Genomic DNA, 18,500 nt, shown 5'->3' on the forward strand with positions numbered 1-18,500 from the left:
AAGCACAGGGGATTGTCTCTGCGCCAACCAATGGCAAGCGCGAGATTTTAGCGCCGCGCAGCGACATCTAAGAAACTTCAACGTCAAAGTGCGGTCTAAGCAGCTAAGAGGTAACCAAGAGGATAGTTATGAAAGTGATGAATAAAGCCATGTTTGCGCTCGCATTGGGGGCGATTTCCAGTGTTGCGTTGGCAGATGCAGCGGGTGATTTGCAACAGCGTTTGTCGCAGGTGTCATCATACAAAGCAGATTTTGCTCAGCGTGTGACCACCGCGCAAGGCAAGCTGGTACAAGAAGGCAGCGGTAAGTTTCAAGTCAAACGCCCGAATTTATTTCGTTTAGATACCAAAGCGCCGCAAGAAACGCACATCATCGCAGATGGTAAAACCTTGTGGTATTACGATCCTTTTGTGCAACAAGTGACGGCAAAAAAAGTGACCGATGCCATTGTCAATACGCCATTTATTTTGCTCACCACCAATGATCCTGCTAAATGGCAGCAGTACCAAGTGAGCCAACAGGGCGATAATTTCACACTGGTGCCAAAGGCGAAAAATAGTAATATTAAAAAATTCCAGATTCGCATTGATGCTAACGGCTTGCTGAAAAATTTCAGCACCGTTGAGCAAGATGGGCAAGCTAATTTGTATCAATTGCGTAATATCAACAATTTACCGATTGACGCAAGTGTATTTAGCTTTAAAGTGCCAAAAGGCGTGGAATTAGACGACCAACGTTAATCAAAAGTGCGGTGATGAGCAATTTAACCTTCGACTTCGCCCCTGATTTCCGCCCGCTGGCAGCGAGAATGCGCCCACAAACGCTGGATCATTACTACGGGCAAGAACATCTTTTAGCACCTGATAAGCCGTTGCGGCGCGCCATTGAGGCAGGCTTTATTCATTCCATGATTTTGTGGGGGCCGCCTGGCACGGGCAAAACGACATTAGCGGAGATTATGGCGCAGCGCATTCAAGCGGAAGTGGAGCGCATTTCTGCGGTCATCTCAGGGGTAAAAGAAATACGCGCTGCGATTGAAAAAGCACAGCACAACCGCACTTGTGATAAACGCACCATTTTATTTGTTGATGAAGTCCATCGCTTCAATAAAAGCCAGCAAGATGCTTTTTTGCCCTATATTGAAGACGGCACTATTATTTTTATCGGTGCGACCACCGAAAACCCCTCTTTTGAGCTCAACAGCGCGATTTTATCCCGTGCACGGGTGTATCGTCTAAAAGGGCTGGATAGTCAGGCCATTTTGCAAGTGCTTGAACGGGCATTAAGTGATGAAAAGTGCGGTTATGGTGGACAGGCGATCACTATGGATGAAAATGTGCTGACCATGCTGGCGGATTATGTCAACGGTGATGCGCGTCTTGCCCTGAACTGCCTTGAATTGATGCTTGATATGGCGCTAGAGCAACAAGGTGCTAAACACTTGAGTGTACAACTGCTCACAGATGTGCTTGGCGAGCGACAAGCGCGGTTTGATAAACAAGGTGATCGTTATTACGATCTTATCTCTGCGCTGCATAAATCGGTGCGTGGTTCAGCGCCTGATGCCGCACTTTATTGGTATGCACGCATTATTACAGCAGGGGGCGACCCGCTTTATGTGGCGCGGCGGCTGCTCGCTATCGCCTCTGAAGATGTCGGCAATGCAGACCCGCGCGCGATGCAAGTGGCCATTGCCGCGTGGGATTGTTTCACCCGCGTGGGGGCGTATGAAGGTGAGCGCGCCATAGCGCAGGCGATAGTCTATCTTGCGGTTGCACCGAAAAGTAATGCGGTGCATACGGCGTTTAAAGCCGCCAAGCAGCTCGCCCTTGAAAGCCCTGATTTTGATGTGCCCGCGCACCTGCGTAATGCGCCAACGCGACTGATGAAAGATCTTGGCTTTGGCGCAGAATACCGCTATGCCCACCACGAAGAACACGCGTATGCCGCAGGCGAGAATTATTTCCCCCCTGAGCTTGCCGACACCCAGCTCTATTTCCCCACCGAGCGAGGCATGGAAGCAAAAATCAAACAAAAACTCGATTGGCTCAATGCGCTGGACGAAAACAGCGACACCAAACGCTACTCAAAATAAACCGCACTTTAACGTGCGGTTTGATTTTCTATTTTCTGCGGCAACCGCACTCTTATTCAAATAATTCGCTGTGCAATTTTACCACAATTTCATTAGCGTGTTCGCTTGGTACCAGTAGGCAGACATTGTTGGTGCTGGCGCCATAGCCGATCATTCGCACATTATATGGCTCAAGGGTGGTGAACAGGCGTTTTGCCACACCTGATGTCAGGTGCAAGTCGTTGCCGATTAACGCAACCAAATCTAGCCCTGAGTCCACCTTAACATGGCACACTTCACTTAATGCGTCCATCAATTCGCTAGATAGCATTGATGCGCCTGAAGAGGCTGAACCTGTTTTATCCAGCGTCACTGCAACGCTCACTTCGGACGTGGTCACGGTGTCAACTGAGATTTTGTATTTCGCTAAAATTGCAAAGACATTGGCTAAAAAGCCTTGTGCGTGCAGCATACTCAGGCTGGTCAGCGTGAGGAGTGTTTGATCACGGCGCAGCGCAATGGCGCGGAAGGTTGGGCGCGGTTGCGGATCGCGTGTCACCCAAGTGCCACCCGCTTCTGGCGCTTTACTTGAACCAACATAAACAGGAATATTACTGCGCACCGCAGGCAGCAAGGTGGCAGGGTGTAGCACTTTTGCACCAAAGGTTGCCATTTCGGCGGCTTCAGCAAAGCTCATGGTATCAATTTTTTGCGCTTGTGGCACAATGCGTGGGTCGGTAGTGTAGATGCCTGGCACATCAGTCCAAATCAGTACATCTTTAGCGTTAAGCATTTCGGCTAAAAGTGCAGCAGAATAGTCACTACCACCGCGACCGAGAGTGGTGGTTTTACCTAATTCATCACGCCCAATGAAACCTTGCGTGATCACCAGTTCGCCTTGATCGATCAAGGGTTTTAAGATGTTGTCACAGTTTTTCTGGGTTTTGGCATCATCAGGTGCAGCTTTACCGTAGTGACTATTGGTAGCGACCAGTTGGCGCACATCCACCCAAGTAGCACGGGTATTGAGTTCGTGTAGGATTTCAATAAAAATCTTGGTTGACATCATCTCACCATGGCTAATCAACTCATCGGTCAATGCAGGTGATGTGGCAAGGCTAGCAGCTTCCGCAAGGCCTTTGATGTTTGCTAATAGGCGGTCAATGTCAGTACAAATAGCGTGATTGTCTTTAATTTCATCTAAAATGGCATACTGAATTTGGTGTAATTGTGCAAGTAGTTCTTCACGTCGGGCGGCATCACAGCCGTTGGCCAGTTCAACTAAAATATTAGTGACGCCAGCAGAGGCGGAGAGCACCACTACACGGGTGTTAGGATCATTAATGACAATGCGAGCACAGGCTTGCATGGCAGGGTAGTTGGCAACACTGGTGCCGCCAAATTTTGCAACTGAAAGATGTGACATAAAATTTCCTGTAAAGTTAAACGATAAATAATGTTGTTATAGATTGCGTAAACAGAAAGGAAAGTGCGGTTGATGAGATTGAAGCACTCCATCACAAGCGTGATGACAGCCCTAGGGATTCAGCCCTAGCAGCCGATAAATGATATTGTCGGATATCACTCACCTCGGCAACGTTCCCCTGATTATCTCCGCCCGACGCGTTGAGATAACTGCCTGACCGTTGCGCCTCTTCTGTTCACTCGCAAACGTGAACCTGTATAGAAATAACGTTTTATCCGTGAGTTGTCAATACAAAAGTGATTCAACTGGCGAAAAACCGCACTTTACCTTTTTGATCAAAAAAAGCCACTGCAAGCAGTGGCTTTGAGGTTGTGTTTTGGTTGGTTAGTTCAACTCTTTACGTAATTGTTTGGTCACGCTTACCATCACTTCTAACGCGGCGTTGGTTTCAGGCCAAGCACGAGTTTTTAAGCCGCAGTCTGGGTTGACCCATAGGCGTTCAGCTGGAATAACATCTAAGGCTTTGCGCAATAGATGCTCAATCTCGCTGGCTTGTGGTACGCGCGGGCTGTGGATGTCGTAAACCCCTGGGCCAATGTCGTTTGGATATTTGAAGTCACCAAAGGCGGTGAGCAGTTCCATATCTGAACGTGAGGTTTCGATGGTGATCACATCGGCATCCATTGAGGCAATCGCTGGCAGAATGTCGTTGAACTCAGAATAACACATGTGGGTGTGAATTTGAGTGGAGTCTTCTGCACCGTGTGACGTCAAACGGAACGCTTCAGTTGCCCATTTAAGGTATTCATCCCAATCAGCACGTTTGAGTGGCAAGCCTTCACGAATGGCTGGCTCATCAATTTGAATGACTTTGATGCCCGCTTTTTCAAGATCAAGCACTTCGTCATTCAATGCTAAACCGATTTGTTTACAAACTTGTGAACGCGGAATGTCGTTGCGCACAAATGACCATTGCAGCATGGTAACTGGGCCTGTGAGCATGCCTTTCATTGGTTTTTTAGTCAGGCTTTGCGCATAGGTTGACCAAGATACTGTCATCGGCTCTGGGCGCACTACGTCACCAAAAATAATCGGTGGTTTAACACAGCGGCTACCGTAGCTTTGCACCCAACCAAATTTAGTGAAGGCGTAGCCATCGAGCAATTCACCGAAGTATTCCACCATATCGTTACGTTCGGCTTCACCGTGAACTAACACATCAAGATCCAATTTCTCTTGTTGTTCGACCACATAAGCGATCTCTTTTTTCATCGCTGCTTCATAGTCTTCAGCCGACAATGTGCCTTTTTTGAAGGCCGCACGGGCTTGGCGAATCTCGGTTGTTTGCGGGAATGAACCGATATTGGTGGTTGGCAATAATGGAAGTTTTAACCACTCTTGCTGTAATTTGATACGCTGTGCAAATGGAGATTTACGTTGATCTGCATTAGCTGGCAAATCTTTCAAGCGGGCAGCCACTTCTGGGCGGTGAATTGCTTTAGAGCTTGCACGCGCATCCGCAGCTGCTTGGCTGGCGTCTAATTCAGATTGTACTGCCGCGCGGCCTTCATTAAGTGCGGTTTTCAACACACGCAATTCATCAACTTTTTGCAAGCAGAAGGCAAGCCATGAGTAGAGATCTTGATCCAATTTGGTTTCAACCGATAAATCATACGGCACATGCAACAATGAGCAGCTTGGGGCAATCCATAAGCGGTCACCCAATTGTGCTTTTAATGGCTCAAGCACATCAAGCACCGCATTTAAATTCGCACGCCAGATATTACGTCCGTCGATCACGCCCGCAGACAGGACTTTGTCGTAGTCTTTGAACGCATCAATTTGTTCAGGCGCGCGCACCAAATCCAGGTGCAAGCCGTCCACTGGCAAACTTTTCAGTAAAGCCGCGTGTTCAGCAACTGAGCCGAAATATGTCGCAAGCAATAATTTAGCATCCACTTTGCTGAGTTGTGAGTAAGTGTCTTTGAAGGCATCTAGCCACGCTTGTGGCAAGTCAACGGCCAAAATTGGCTCATCGATTTGAATCCACTCGCAGCCAGCCTCGGCAACAGCACTTAGGATTTCAGCGTACACAGGTAACAGTTTTGGTAACAATGATAAACGGTCAAACGCCTCTTTACCTTTTTCTTTACCCAAGAATAAGAATGAAATTGGGCCTACCAAGGTCGCTTTCGGGGTTAAGCCGAGCGCTTTGGCTTCTTGCACTTGTTGCATATAATGCGCTGGATTGGCTTTAAATTCGGTGTCTTTTAAAAATTCTGGCACAAGGTAGTGATAGTTAGTGTCGAACCATTTTGTCATTTCAATCGCGTGCTGAGTTTTGTTGCCGCGCGCCAGCTCGAAAAATTGCTCTAACGTCAATTTTTGGCTGTCGAATCCAAAACGCGCTGGGATGGCGCCAGTGGCCACTTGTAGATCTAAAATATGATCATAAAAGGTAAAATCAGCTACAGCGACGTAGTCTGCGTTCGCCTCGGCTTGGTGTTTCCAGTTTTTCTCACGCAGCGCTTTGGCGAGATCCAATAAATCTTGCTCACCCAATTCTTTGCGCCAATAACGTTCTTGCGCGAATTTTAATTCACGTTTTGCACCCACACGCGGAAAGCCGCTTAAATGAAATGTCGTCATAGTTTTCTCCAGTTTTATTTTTTTAATCTCAAATAGACGTCTAAATGTCTATCTGTGATGCAGAATGCAAGATTTTAGGGTATTATGCAACATCATAATTTTCACATAACTATGAATTTGATTAATGAAGCCGATATTTTTAGAACTACGCCATTTGAAAACCTTAGTTGCTCTGAAAGAGGCGGGTAGTGTTTCGCTTGCCGCACAGCGAGTGTACCTTACGCAATCTGCACTGTCGCATCAAATCAAACAGCTTGAAGAGCAATACGGCTTAACACTGTTTGAGCGCAAAACCCAGCCGTTGCATTTCACCGCCGCCGGCGAGCGCCTGATCAAATTGGCCTACGACATTTTGCCGAAAATTGCCGAGGCGGAGCTCGACATTGTGCGGGTGAAGGAAGGTGATGCAGGGGAGCTGCGCATTGCGGTGGAGTGCCACACCTGCTTTGACTGGTTGATGCCCGCGATGGACGCCTTTCGTCAACACTGGCCGTTGGTAGAGCTGGATATTGTGTCAGGTTTTCACACTGATGCCATTGGGCTTTTGCTGACACACCGCTCGGACATGGCGATTGTGTCTGAAATTGAAGAAACGCCAGGTATTGTACATAAACCACTCTTTGCCTATGAAATGGTCGGGCTTTGCAGTAAAGATCATCCGCTAGCCAATAAAAACACTTGGCAGGCGGAGGATTTTATTGATGAAACCTTGATCACCTATCCTGTGCCTGATGACATGCTGGATTTGGTGCGCAAAGTGCTCAGCCCGAAAGGCATCCGCCCAGAGCGGCGCACCAGCGAGCTGACCATTGCCATTATTCAATTGGTGGCGAGCCGACGTGGCGTGGCCGCGCTACCGTATTGGGCGGTGTTGCCGTATCTTGAACGAGGTTATGTGGTGGCGCGCAAAATCACTCGCAAAGGCTTGTTCAGCCAGCTTTATGCTGCGATGCGTGAAACTGATGCTGAGCGCGCATTTATGCAGGATTTTTACCACACGGTTAAAGCCAAAAGTTTCGCCAGCCTACCAGGGCTTGCACCACTGGATTAAAATGCAAAGTGCGGTTTTTGACCGCACTTTCTGTCTTTTAGCTGATTAATTCGATATTTTCCATTGCGCGTTCAATATAGTCGCCCCCAAAACGGTGACTAAAATTGAGTAGATAATACAATTGATAAATGGTCTGGCGATAAGCATAGCCTTGATCGATTGGGCAAATGTCACTGTAGCCTTGATAAAACGCATCAAGATCACTCTCAAACAATGCATTGAGCGCTAAATCACACTCATGATCACCCCAATAACAAGCAGGGTCAAATAGTACTATGTCGTCGTCACTCACTCCACGATTTTTGGCATAAAATGCGCCATGTAAAAGTGCAGGTTTTGGTTGATGTTTGGCAAGGTGAAAACTCACCGCTGAGATAATGTTTTCAAAATTGCCAAAATGAATGCCTTGTTCTTTGCACAATTGCAACTGCCAACCGATACGATTTTCCGCAAAAAAGGTGCTCCAGTTTTTACGCCAAGCGTTAGGTTGGTAAACTGGCCCGAGCCAAGTGTCGTAGTCAAAACCATAGCTATCCGTTGTGCTATGGCTATGTAATTGGGCTAGTTTACGACCAAGCGCTTTTTGGTTTTTAGCAGAAATTGGGGAAAGTGGAAGATATTCCATCACAATAAAGCTGCTGTTTTCTGAGCAGCCTACGCCGTAAACGCGTGGCACGCGAACGGTTTTGGTCGCAGCCAGTGCTTCAAGCTGATCGGCTTCGGCGCGAAAAGTGGCGCGAAAAGTGCGGTCGTTGGCTTTCACAAACACGGGTAGCGTGCCGTCGTCAATCACCCACGCGTGGTGTTGCTCGCCGTCTTGCACCGCCTCTTTGGTTTTAATGGAATAATATGCACCGAGTTGATCGGCTAGCAATTGCGAAATGGCTTTCCACATAATCCACCCCCATGGCTATTATTCTAGTCTTATTGTATCCCATTTATCACTGTAAAAGGCGGATTTCCTAAAGCAAACCGCACTTTTGTGATCCAGCTCTCAATAAAAGTGCGGTTGGGCAAAAATGGTGCTATACTATTGCCCCTATTGGCTTGTGCTTGCCTCGACATTGTGGGTCAAGGCCGTGCAAGCTGTGATCATTTTTTCAACCACAAGTTGCCTTACGTAGGGGTGACCACTGTAAAAGGATATTTTATGCCAGTTATTACTTTACCCGATGGCTCAAAACGTGAATTTGAGCATGCTGTTTCCATTTATGACGTTGCCGCCAGCATTGGCAGCGGCTTAGCCAAAGCCTGCATTGCAGGGCGTGTGAATGGCGAGCGCAAAGACGCTTGCGATCTCATCACCGATGACAGCACATTGGAAATCATCACCGCCAAAGACGAAGACGGTTTAGAAATCATCCGCCACTCTTGTGCGCACTTATTGGGGCATGCCATCAAGCAGCTCTTCCCAGATGTGAAAATGGCGATTGGACCGACGATTGACAATGGCTTTTATTATGATGTGGATCTCGACCGTTCTTTGACCGCTGAAGATATCGAGGCACTTGAAAAACGCATGCTTGAGTTGGCAAAAACCGACTACGACGTGGTGAAAGAAGTGGTTGACTGGCAAAAAGCTTACGACACATTTAAAGCGCGTGGTGAAGAGTATAAACTGGCGATCTTGGATGAAAATATTCCAAAAGATGCCACTCCAGCGCTTTATCATCACCAAGAATATATTGATATGTGCCGTGGCCCACACGTGCCGAACATGAAATTCTGTCATCATTTCAAACTGCAAAAAGTGGCAGGCGCTTACTGGCGTGGCAATTCAGACAACAAAATGCTGCAACGCATTTACGGCACCGCATGGGCGGATAAAAAACAACTTTCTGCCTATTTGCAACGCCTAGAAGAGGCGGCCAAACGGGATCACCGCAAAATCGGTAAAGCACTTGACCTTTACCACATGCAAGAAGAAGCACCTGGTATGGTGTTTTGGCACAATAACGGCTGGACGATTTTCCGTGAGTTGGAAACTTTTGTACGCACCAAGTTGAAACAATACGACTATCAAGAAGTGAAAGGCCCCTTTATGATGGACCGCGTATTGTGGGAGCGCACAGGCCACTGGCAAAACTACGGTGATTTAATGTTCACTACCTCATCGGAAAACCGTGAATATGCCATCAAGCCGATGAACTGCCCAGGGCACGTGCAAATTTTCAACCAAGGCTTGAAATCCTACCGCGATTTGCCACTGCGCATGGCAGAGTTTGGCTCATGTCACCGCAATGAACCATCAGGCTCACTGCACGGCTTGATGCGTGTGCGCGGTTTCACCCAAGATGATGCGCATATTTTCTGTACTGAAGAGCAAGTGGAAGGCGAGGTGACCTCGTGCATCAAAATGGTGTACGACATTTACAGCACCTTTGGCTTTAAAGACATCGACGTCAAGCTCTCCACTCGCCCAGAATCGCGCATCGGCAGTGATGAAATGTGGGACAAGGCAGAGGCTGACCTTGCCGCCGCGCTTGAGCACAATGGCTTGCAATTTGAAATTCAAGAGGGTGAAGGTGCGTTCTATGGCCCGAAAATTGAATTCACACTGCACGACTGCCTTGATCGTGAATGGCAATGCGGCACTATCCAGCTCGACTTTGCGCTGCCTGGCCGCTTGAATGCCTCTTATGTGGCGGAAGACAACGAGCGCAGAACTCCGGTGATGATTCACCGTGCGATCTTAGGCTCCCTAGAGCGCTTTATCGGTATCATCACCGAAGAATACGCGGGCTTCTACCCAGCGTGGCTGGCGCCAACCCAAGCGGTGGTGATGAACATTACCGACAGCCAATCAGATTATGTGCACCAAGTGGCGAAAAAACTCTCTGACGCAGGCTTGCGGGTAAAAACCGACCTACGCAATGAAAAAATTGGCTTCAAAATCCGCGAACACACCTTGCAACGCGTGCCGTATATGCTCGTGTGCGGTGACAAAGAGATGGCGGAAGGCAAAATCGCCGTGCGCACTCGCAAAGGTAAAGATCTCGGCGCCATTGCTGTGGATGAGTTTGTGGAACAACTCAAACAACAAGTCCACAACCGTGAACTCAAGCTGACTGGCGAAGAGTAGTGAGAGAAAAAGCAAGCCTTGGGCTTGCTTTTTTATTGCGAAGAATAAACTATGAACAAGTTATTGAATTTTTTTATCCAAATGTAAACCAAGGCATTTCGTCTGTTTGTTCTTTGCCTATCTTTTTTATTTACCGTTGCAACTCCTTCGACTCCACCATTAGAGTGGAGATCTTTGCAAGATGTTGAACATAGCGATGTTCAATTTCCTAAAACGCTGGAGTTTGAAGGGCGAATTTATGAGGTCAGGTTTATGGATGAAAAAACACGTATTATTTTATATAATCATTATAATCGAAAGGATAGAAAAAGCTTTGGGGGCTGTGTTTTTGGTGCAACTTATTATCTGTACTATGATCCGATAATTCATAAAATTATAGCTTCAGTTCAAGATGTTTATGGGCTTTATCCTGCATATCTTGCTGGTGGTTATAAAAGCGTTGGAGATACAGATAATGATGCAAAATTAGACGACTATTTACAGCAATATTATAATTTCTAATAAGGAACTCTTTTATGAGTACTGGGAATAAAAGATTGTCAGCATCTGCCTTGTATTCTGATAGCCCACGAAAGCAAAGTGCGGTCAGCGCTTGCAAATCACTTGAAGAGTGCGTATAATCCACACGTTATGCTTTTTCTAAAAGCGGATCGCTGTTGTCTTTTTGAAGGCGACGATTATTTGACTAGTAAAGGAATGAGATTATTAAGACTGTGAAAAGAGTTCAAACAAACCGCCCGAATCGTATTAATGATGAAATCAAAGTGAAAGAAGTTCGTTTGATTGACGCCGAAGGCGAGCAAGTTGGGATTGTCGATATTCAAGAAGCGTTGGACAAAGCGGAAGCTGCCGCGCTTGATTTAGTGGAAATCAGCCCGAATGCGGAGCCACCTGTGTGCCGCATTATGAACTACGGTAAATTCCTCTACGAAAAAAGTAAAATTGCCAAAGAGCAAAAGAAAAAGCAAAAAGTTGTTCAGGTCAAGGAAATCAAATTCCGACCTGGTACAGACGAGGGTGACTATCAGGTAAAACTACGCAGCCTGACTCGTTTCCTCGAAGATGGGGATAAAACCAAAATCACTATCCGCTTTCGCGGACGTGAAATGGCCCATCAACAAATCGGGGTCGATCTGCTTGAGCGTGTAAAAAACGATCTCGCAGACATCGCCGTGGTGGAGTCCGCTCCATCAAAACTGGAAGGCCGTCAAATGGTGATGGTGCTTGCCCCTAAGAAAAAGTAATGAGGCTTGCAAGTTAAGAGTGCAACCGCACTTTTACGCCTGATTATCTTGTTTGATTAACATACAATGCGGAGTTATCCAAATTATGCCAAAAATTAAAACAGTACGCGGTGCTGCGAAGCGTTTCAAAAAAACAGCTTCTGGCGGTTTTAAGCGTAAACAATCTCACTTGCGTCATATTTTGACCAAGAAATCAACTAAACGTAAACGTCATTTGCGCCACAAATCCATGGTTGCAAAATCAGACCAAGTATTAGTCGTTGCTTGTTTGCCGTACGTCTAGTTCATCTTAGTTAAAATATTCAAGGAGATTCCCTATGGCCCGTGTAAAACGTGGTGTTGTTGCTAGAGCTCGTCATAAGAAAGTTCTTAAGGCTGCTAAAGGTTATTATGGTGCACGTTCACGCGTGTATCGCGTTGCTTTCCAAGCGGTTATCAAAGCAGGTCAATATGCTTACCGTGACCGTCGTCAACGTAAACGTCAATTCCGTCAATTGTGGATCGCGCGTATCAACGCAGCGGCTCGTCAAAACGGATTGTCATACAGCCGTTTCATCAATGGTTTGAAAAAAGCCTCTGTTGAAATCGACCGTAAAATTTTGGCAGACATTGCTGTATTCGATAAAGTGGCTTTCGCTGCTTTGGTTGAAAAAGCAAAATCTGCACTATAACTTGATTTTCAAGTGATAAAAAGGAACGCTTGCCGTTCCTTTTTTTATGGAGTTTTTATGCGATTAAGACAAATTATTATGTTAGCAAGTTTCGGTACGCTGTCATTTGCCGTGTGGGGAGAGGCGTTTGAGCCGATTCATTTTGCTAAAGGCAGCTCGAGTGCGCAGTTAGTCGGTGATATTCAAGCAAATAATAGCAAGGTGTATCGTTTTTGGGCGAAAAAAGGGCAATTATTGACCGTCGCGAATCTCGTTGATTCACCTGTGGAGTACGCGCTGTTGCCCATCAAGCATAATGTTGAGCAAATTTTATCTGGGCGTTATCAAGTGCTGCCTTATACGGGCATGTATGAATGGCGAGCGGTGCTTAACCGACAATTTGCACGCACCCATTCTAAAGACACATTTCATTACGCTGTCCGTTTTAAAATTGAGAATGTCACGGAGCCAAACGTGTTCCCGCCAATGCAGATAAATTACCGCTGCAGTAATGCACAATTTTTACCAGTACACTTTTTGTTGGAAGAAGGTAAAAGTGCGGTTGGGTTGAATTGGCAAGGTAAATCATTAAAATTAATCCAATCTGGGAAATACAGTCAGCCAAATAATCCTGTTTATGCCAATGAGCATTATATGTTAAGCCTAGGTACACTGGATAATGGCAATTTAATGCAATCGCAGGTGTATTCATTGTTATCATTAGATGATGACAAGGCGGTCCTGCAAGATTGTGTCGTAGAGTAGTCATTGCATTTTTAGCAAAACTTACGCACAATAGGGTTTTGACTTAACCGCACTTTGATAAGTGCTTTTTATTTTAAGGAAATATCATGAAAAAATGGTTGGTTATTATTGTCATCGCGGTGATTGCTGGCTTCACGTTGATGTCAAGCTACAACGGCTTAGTGCGCGCGGAAGAGCAGATTAACTCTGTGTGGGCGAATGTGGAAACCCAATATCAACGCCGCGCTGAATTAATTCCGAATTTGGTTAACACCGTGAAAGGGCAGGCCAATTTTGAGCGTGAAACGTTAACCGCCGTGGTTGATGCTCGCTCTAAAGCGTCACAAACACAAATTGATCCAGCGAATATGACGCAAGAGCAATTAAATCAATTCCAACAAAACCAAGGTGAGGTTAGCTCAGCATTGTCGCGTTTGTTGGTCACTGTTGAGCGTTACCCAGAATTACGCGCCAATGAGGGCTTTTTAAACCTGCAAGCTCAGCTTGAAGGCACTGAAAACCGCATTAATAAAGCACGTAACGATTTCAATGCCGCTGCGAAAGAATACAACCAAAAAGTGCGCCAATTCCCAACCAAATTGGTGGCAATGCTGTTTGGCTTTAAAGATAAACCGTATTTCAAAGCGCAAGCAGGCTCTGAAAACGCACCTGTCGTGAACTTTAACTAAAAGTGCGGTTATGCCTTTATTTGCTAAATCAGCTATTGACAGCCAAGCGGTAGAGTCTGCTATTGCGATGCTAGAAAATCGCACCTCGGCGGAGTTGCGTGTGGTTATTGAAAAAAATGCTAAGTTTAGTGATGTGCTTGCACATGAAAGTCCTGTTGTGGCGCGTGCTGAGCAAGTATTCAATGAACTTGGTATGCAACAAACTGCCGCCCATAATGGGGTGTTGATTTATGTGGTGCTTAATCAACGGCAATGTGCGGTGATTGGTGACTATGGCATTGATCGTTTTGTGCAGGCGGATTTCTGGCAGCAGTGTTGCGATGTGATTTCGCAACACGCCAGCGTTGATGCGCTTACGCAAGGTATTAGCCAAGCTATTGCGATGATTGGTGATAAGTTGGCGGTGCATTTCCCTTATCAGGATGGTGATGTCAATGAATTGCCCAATGAGGTGGTTATTCGATGAGATTATTTTACCGCACTTTGCTGTTGCTCCTTGCTTTTGTCGCTTGTGTTGCACAGGCGGCGTATGACTTTCCAAACGTGCCTAAGCCATTTCGTTATGTTAATGATTACACTCACACATTGACAGCGGCGCAAGCACAAACGTTAGAAAGTTATTTACAAGATTATAGCCGTAAGACCAGCTCGCAAATCACGGTGGTGATGCTCCCAAGTGTCGGGGATAATGATATTTCGGAATATGCTTTTGCGTTAGGTGATCACTGGGGTGTTGGGCGCAAAAATTTGGATAATGGCGTACTGATGCTGATTGCCAAAAACGATCGCAAAATGTTTATCGCCACAGGGCGTGGGCTGGAAGGTGCGCTGCCCGATGCGTTGCTCTCACAGCTCATTCGTCATGAAATCACGCCGCAATTTAAGCAAGGCAATTATTTTCAAGGCATTGCGAACGGTTTGCAAGCCATCATGAAAGCCAGCGTTGGTGAGTATGCACCACAAAAAGTAGAAGATGATGACAACATAGCAGGTTGGATTTTTGGCCTAGCAGTGCAGCTGTTTATTTTCTTTGTGTTTATTCAAATTTTGCGTGGGCATCGCAGCGTTTATGTCAGCCCAAGCAATGTGGAAAGTGCGCTAAGACGCTCTCGCTCTCGCCATGACCGTGGCGGATTTGGTGGTGGTTTTGGCGGCGGCTTCGGCGGAGGCGGCTTTGGTGGCGGCGGCGGATTCGGTGGTGGTGGATTCGGCGGCGGTGGTGCTGGCGGTAATTGGTAAAATAAAAAGTGCGGTCCGAAAAACCGCACTTTTATTTTAGGTAATCATCAGTTAGCTTTGCTAGTTTCTAACCGTTCAAACCGCAATACATAATTTTCTAGATAACGCAGTAGCACAGTGGCAATGGCGGTGATGACGAGATAAATCACCCCAGCTAAACCGTAGATCAGCAAAGCGTCGTATTGTGTGCCATAAAGCTGACGAGCATAGCCCATGATATCCATAATCGTGATGGTCGAGGCTAGTGATGTGCCTTTGAACACCAAGATGATTTCATTGGTATATGACGGCAGCGCACGTTTAAGGGCGAACGGCACCAAGATGCGCAAGGTCTGCCAGCGACTTAAGCCCAGTGCCGCAGTGCCTTCCCATTGGCTTTTTGGAATAGCTTTTACTGCGCCATAGAACAATTGGGCGGAATAGGCGGCAGAATTCAGTGCCAGTGCTAACATAGCGCAAAACCATGCATCAGAGAGCAGATGCCAAAATGGGCTGTCGATAATCCACTGAAATTGCCCAGGACCTGCATAGATCAAAAAGATTTGCACCAATAGTGGCGTGCCAGTGAACACGGTGATATAGCCATTGACCAGCATTTTGAGCCAGCGCAAATTGGAGGCCAAAACAAAGGTGAACACAATGGCAAGGACAAACGCCACAATCAGTGATACGAGAGTGAGCAATAAACTGGTTGGAATACCTTGTGCGATAGTGGAAAAATAGTCGCTGATCATGCGCCCTCCCGCTCAAAACGTGTAAAGCGTTGCTCAAGATGACGAATGCCCATTTTGCTGACGATCGTGATCAGTAAATACAACACTGCCGCCAGTCCATACCATGTGAAAGGTTGGTGCGTGTTGGCGTTATTCAGCTCAGCTTGACGCATAATATCACTGACTCCAATTAAAGATACCAGTGCAGTATCTTTGAGCAGTACTAACCATTGATTGCTCAGCCCAGGTAACGCATGGCGCCACACTTGTGGCATAATGATATAAATAAAGGCTTGTGCACGGGTTAATCCTAATGCCGCAGCAGATTCCCATTGCCCGAGAGCAATGGCTTGAATTGCTCCTCGTAGAGATTGCGAAGCATAGGCGGCGAAGATGATAGCAAGGGCAACCACCCCACAGCCAAAGGCGCCAAACTCCACATAGTCACCTGTTATCATAAACAGCACTTGAGTAGAGCCATAATAGATCAAGAACACCACCAAAATTTCAGGCAACCCCCGAAAGAGCGTAAGCAAAACGGAGGTGCTTACCCGTAACCATTTAAATTTCGCTGTTTCCAGCACTACAAAGAGGATGGCTAGCACCATTCCCAATAGCAATGCACACAACGCCAGCCCTATGGTCATAAGGGTGGCGTTGCCCATCAGCGAAAGGAAGTTATTAAACATAATGCCAGCTTATTATTTTCCGCTCATCCATTTATCATAGATTTTTTGATATTCACCGTTGGCTTTGATCGCTGCTAGACCTTTGTTTAGCTCATCTAAAAGTGCGGTATTACTTTTATTAACTGCAATCCCCATGCCTGTGCCGAAGAATTTCGGATCAGTGACTTTTTCACCAGCAAAAGCAAGATTGTCATCTGATTTCATCCAATCGGCTAATACGGCGGTGTCACCAAAAATTAAATCAATACGACCATTTTTTAAATCCAAGACCGCACTTTGCAGTGTGGCGTAAGCATTGGCCTTATATTGTTTATCATTTTCAGCCACATATTGTTGGAAAGTTGTACCATTTTGTACGCCCACAGTTTTAGCACTTTCACGAGTGGCTTTGCCTTTCACGCCGATAAAGCTGGCAGAGCTATCGTAGTACGGGTTAGAAAAGCTGACTTGTTTCGCGCGATCTTCTGTGATGTCGATTGCAGAGATAGCTGCATCAAAGCGTTTAAATTTTAAACCAGGGATCAAGCTGTCAAAAGCTTGATTTTGGAAGCTACAGTTTGCTTTGATTTCAGCACAAATCGCGTTAGCAACGTCAATATCAAAGCCGACAATTTTGCCGTTAGAATCGGTGTTTTCAAACGGCGGATAAGTTGGCTCGGTTGCAAATGTAATGTCTAATGCGCTTGCGCTCATGGCAGTTGTGGCTAAAAGTGTGGTTAAAATAACTTTTTTCATGGTATCTCCTAGATAAATAGATTTATTAGTGGGATAGATATTGTGCAAAGGCCTCAGTTTTTGGATTTTCAAAGCAACTTGAGTCTCCAGTTTCAATAATGTGGCCTTTTTCCATATAAATGACTTTGGTTGCAACTTTGCGAGCAACGTTTACTTCGTGAGTAACAATCACCTGAGTGATACCCAACTCTTGTAACTCCTGAATAATAGAAATGACTTGGGCTGTAATGGCTGGATCTAGTGCTGCAGTCGGCTCATCAAATAATAAGACTTGAGGCTTCATCATCAGTGCACGGGCAATGGCTACACGTTGTTGCTGACCACCAGATAAATGTAAGGGATAACGATCAGCATGCTCTTCAACTTGTAAACGCTTAAGTAAGCGTTGAGCCCGTTCAATTGCATCTGCTTTACTCATTCGAAGCACTTTCATGGGGGCCTCAATCAAATTTTGCATGACGGTATAGTGCGGCCACAAATTGTATTGTTGAAACACCATGCCAACATCAGTACGCAATTTTCGGATTTTTTCTACATCAGTTTTAGCTAAGCTTAAGTCAAACTCATTACCAGCAATGGTTAGTTGACCAGATTGAGGTGTTTCAAGCAGATTAAGGGTTCGAATTAAGGTACTTTTCCCCGCACCACTCGAGCCTAATAGAACGACAATGTCACTGCTTTTAGCCTCAAAATTAATATCAAAGAGGGCTTGTGTTTTGCCGTAGAAAAAATTGAGATTTTCAATACGAATACTCATCTATACTGCCTTTGCTAATAAATGTGACTAAATAGTAATGATAATTTACTTTTTATGCAAATAATTTTTCATAAAAAAGGCTAAACATGGCATAAAAATTCATTTATTTGCATTTTTTATGAATAAATAAGCGATGCAACACTATAAAAAATAAAGTAAACTGTACTTTTTATCTCTGATTATTACGCCATTTCCTGTTCAATTAGCATAATCAAAATATGAATAATTTTAATGTGCACTTCTTGAATACGATCGGCAAAACCAAAGTGCGGTACGCGAATTTCGACATCCGCAAGCCCCGCCATTTGCCCACCATCTTTGCCCGTTAGAAGAATAACTTTCATGCCTTTCGTGCGCGCAGCAGTAATAGCGTTGAGGATATTTTTCGAATTACCCGAGGTTGAAATGCCAAACAGCACATCATCTTGTTGCCCGACGGCTTCGATATAGCGCGAAAAGACAAAATCAAACCCAAAATCATTGCTCACACAGCTTAAATGACTCGGATCCGATATCGCAATGGCAGGGTAGCCTGGGCGATTTTCACGATAACGCCCTGTCAGCTCTTCAGCGAAGTGCATGGCATCACAGTGAGAACCGCCATTGCCGCAAGAAAGCACCTTGCCGCCTTGTTTAAAGCTCGCGCTCAATAATTTTGCGGCCTGCTCGATTTGCTCGATATGTTTGTCATCATTTAAAAACGCATTTAACACATCGGCCGCTTGTGTCAGCTCCGCTTTGATTTGATTGAAATACAT

The 18,500-nt window shown here is 45.8% G+C and carries 20 protein-coding genes and 1 riboswitch; of the genes, 12 read left to right on the forward strand and 8 right to left on the reverse strand.

The window, feature by feature from the left end:
• The first annotated feature begins 128 nt into the window (after nucleotides 1–128).
• Nucleotides 129–740: an outer membrane lipoprotein chaperone LolA gene (gene lolA, locus HPC38_RS06175; RefSeq protein ID WP_208120420.1), complete on the forward strand. Its 612-nt coding sequence runs from the start codon at nucleotides 129–131 to the stop codon at nucleotides 738–740.
• Nucleotides 741–754: 14 nt separating this feature from the next.
• The gene (locus HPC38_RS06180) at nucleotides 755–2,095 is read left to right on the forward strand and encodes a replication-associated recombination protein A (RefSeq protein ID WP_208120421.1); all 1,341 of its coding nucleotides are present in this window, start codon (nucleotides 755–757) and stop codon (nucleotides 2,093–2,095) included.
• 52 nt (nucleotides 2,096–2,147) lie between these two features.
• Here HPC38_RS06180 and lysC read toward each other — a convergent pair whose 3' ends face one another.
• Nucleotides 2,148–3,500, reverse strand: a complete 1,353-nt coding sequence (gene lysC, locus HPC38_RS06185; protein WP_208120422.1) for a lysine-sensitive aspartokinase 3 — start codon at nucleotides 3,498–3,500, stop codon at nucleotides 2,148–2,150.
• A 73-nt stretch (nucleotides 3,501–3,573) separates the two neighbouring features.
• A riboswitch (Lysine riboswitch) is annotated at nucleotides 3,574–3,739 on the reverse strand.
• A gap of 145 nt (nucleotides 3,740–3,884) precedes the next feature.
• Nucleotides 3,885–6,149, reverse strand: coding sequence for a 5-methyltetrahydropteroyltriglutamate--homocysteine S-methyltransferase (gene metE, locus HPC38_RS06190; RefSeq protein ID WP_208120423.1), 2,265 nt, complete (start codon nucleotides 6,147–6,149; stop codon nucleotides 3,885–3,887).
• 124 nt (nucleotides 6,150–6,273) lie between these two features.
• Between metE and HPC38_RS06195 the strand changes: the two genes are divergently transcribed.
• Entirely contained in the window at nucleotides 6,274–7,200 is a 927-nt protein-coding gene (locus HPC38_RS06195; RefSeq protein ID WP_208120424.1) for a LysR family transcriptional regulator, read from the forward strand.
• A 37-nt stretch (nucleotides 7,201–7,237) separates the two neighbouring features.
• Here the strand turns inward: HPC38_RS06195 and HPC38_RS06200 are convergent, their stop codons facing one another.
• Nucleotides 7,238–8,095 carry a fructosamine kinase family protein gene (locus tag HPC38_RS06200; protein ID WP_208120425.1) on the reverse strand — a complete coding sequence of 286 codons (858 nt, stop codon included), beginning with the start codon at nucleotides 8,093–8,095 and terminating at the stop codon, nucleotides 7,238–7,240.
• A 255-nt stretch (nucleotides 8,096–8,350) separates the two neighbouring features.
• Here HPC38_RS06200 and thrS point away from each other — a divergent pair, with 255 nt between their 5' ends.
• From thrS to HPC38_RS06245, 9 genes are all read left to right on the forward strand, one after another.
• A complete protein-coding gene (gene thrS, locus HPC38_RS06205; protein WP_208120426.1) occupies nucleotides 8,351–10,282 on the forward strand; it encodes a threonine--tRNA ligase in 1,932 nt (643 codons plus the stop codon).
• A gap of 174 nt (nucleotides 10,283–10,456) precedes the next feature.
• Nucleotides 10,457–10,783, forward strand: a complete 327-nt coding sequence (locus HPC38_RS06210) for a hypothetical protein (RefSeq protein ID WP_235977671.1) — start codon at nucleotides 10,457–10,459, stop codon at nucleotides 10,781–10,783.
• 212 nt (nucleotides 10,784–10,995) lie between these two features.
• The gene (gene infC, locus HPC38_RS06215; protein WP_328805247.1) at nucleotides 10,996–11,526 is read left to right on the forward strand and encodes a translation initiation factor IF-3; all 531 of its coding nucleotides are present in this window, start codon (nucleotides 10,996–10,998) and stop codon (nucleotides 11,524–11,526) included.
• Between the two features lie 85 nt (nucleotides 11,527–11,611).
• Nucleotides 11,612–11,809, forward strand: coding sequence for a 50S ribosomal protein L35 (gene rpmI / locus HPC38_RS06220; protein ID WP_208118049.1), 198 nt, complete (start codon nucleotides 11,612–11,614; stop codon nucleotides 11,807–11,809).
• 34 nt (nucleotides 11,810–11,843) lie between these two features.
• Entirely contained in the window at nucleotides 11,844–12,197 is a 354-nt protein-coding gene (rplT, locus tag HPC38_RS06225; protein ID WP_208120427.1) for a 50S ribosomal protein L20, read from the forward strand.
• Nucleotides 12,198–12,254: 57 nt separating this feature from the next.
• Complete coding sequence (locus tag HPC38_RS06230) at nucleotides 12,255–12,941, forward strand: hypothetical protein (RefSeq protein WP_208120428.1); 687 nt, start codon at nucleotides 12,255–12,257, stop codon at nucleotides 12,939–12,941.
• Between the two features lie 86 nt (nucleotides 12,942–13,027).
• Nucleotides 13,028–13,609: a LemA family protein gene (locus tag HPC38_RS06235; protein ID WP_208120429.1), complete on the forward strand. Its 582-nt coding sequence runs from the start codon at nucleotides 13,028–13,030 to the stop codon at nucleotides 13,607–13,609.
• A 10-nt stretch (nucleotides 13,610–13,619) separates the two neighbouring features.
• Nucleotides 13,620–14,075, forward strand: a complete 456-nt coding sequence (locus HPC38_RS06240) for a TPM domain-containing protein (protein WP_208120430.1) — start codon at nucleotides 13,620–13,622, stop codon at nucleotides 14,073–14,075.
• A complete protein-coding gene (locus tag HPC38_RS06245; protein ID WP_208120431.1) occupies nucleotides 14,072–14,848 on the forward strand; it encodes a TPM domain-containing protein in 777 nt (258 codons plus the stop codon). The genes HPC38_RS06240 and HPC38_RS06245 overlap by 4 nt, the downstream gene beginning before the upstream one ends.
• 47 nt (nucleotides 14,849–14,895) lie before the next feature.
• Here HPC38_RS06245 and artM read toward each other — a convergent pair whose 3' ends face one another.
• The 5 genes from artM to lpcA all read right to left on the reverse strand — a co-directional run bounded on the left by artM (nucleotide 14,896) and on the right by lpcA (nucleotide 18,500).
• The gene (gene artM, locus HPC38_RS06250) at nucleotides 14,896–15,582 is read right to left on the reverse strand and encodes an arginine ABC transporter permease ArtM (RefSeq protein ID WP_208120432.1); all 687 of its coding nucleotides are present in this window, start codon (nucleotides 15,580–15,582) and stop codon (nucleotides 14,896–14,898) included.
• Nucleotides 15,579–16,250 carry an arginine ABC transporter permease ArtQ gene (artQ, locus tag HPC38_RS06255; RefSeq protein WP_208120433.1) on the reverse strand — a complete coding sequence of 224 codons (672 nt, stop codon included), beginning with the start codon at nucleotides 16,248–16,250 and terminating at the stop codon, nucleotides 15,579–15,581. Before artQ ends, artM begins: the two co-directional genes overlap by 4 nt.
• A gap of 12 nt (nucleotides 16,251–16,262) precedes the next feature.
• Complete coding sequence (locus HPC38_RS06260; protein ID WP_208120434.1) at nucleotides 16,263–16,985, reverse strand: arginine ABC transporter substrate-binding protein; 723 nt, start codon at nucleotides 16,983–16,985, stop codon at nucleotides 16,263–16,265.
• A gap of 25 nt (nucleotides 16,986–17,010) precedes the next feature.
• Nucleotides 17,011–17,742, reverse strand: a complete 732-nt coding sequence (gene artP / locus HPC38_RS06265; protein WP_208120435.1) for an arginine ABC transporter ATP-binding protein ArtP — start codon at nucleotides 17,740–17,742, stop codon at nucleotides 17,011–17,013.
• Between the two features lie 182 nt (nucleotides 17,743–17,924).
• On the reverse strand, nucleotides 17,925–18,500 hold the full coding sequence (gene lpcA / locus HPC38_RS06270; protein WP_208120436.1) for a D-sedoheptulose 7-phosphate isomerase: 576 nt from the start codon (nucleotides 18,498–18,500) through the stop codon (nucleotides 17,925–17,927).

Origin of the sequence: Spirabiliibacterium pneumoniae (genome assembly GCF_014884995.1) — a bacterium.
Classification (GTDB): Bacteria; Pseudomonadota; Gammaproteobacteria; order Enterobacterales; family Pasteurellaceae; genus Spirabiliibacterium; species Spirabiliibacterium pneumoniae.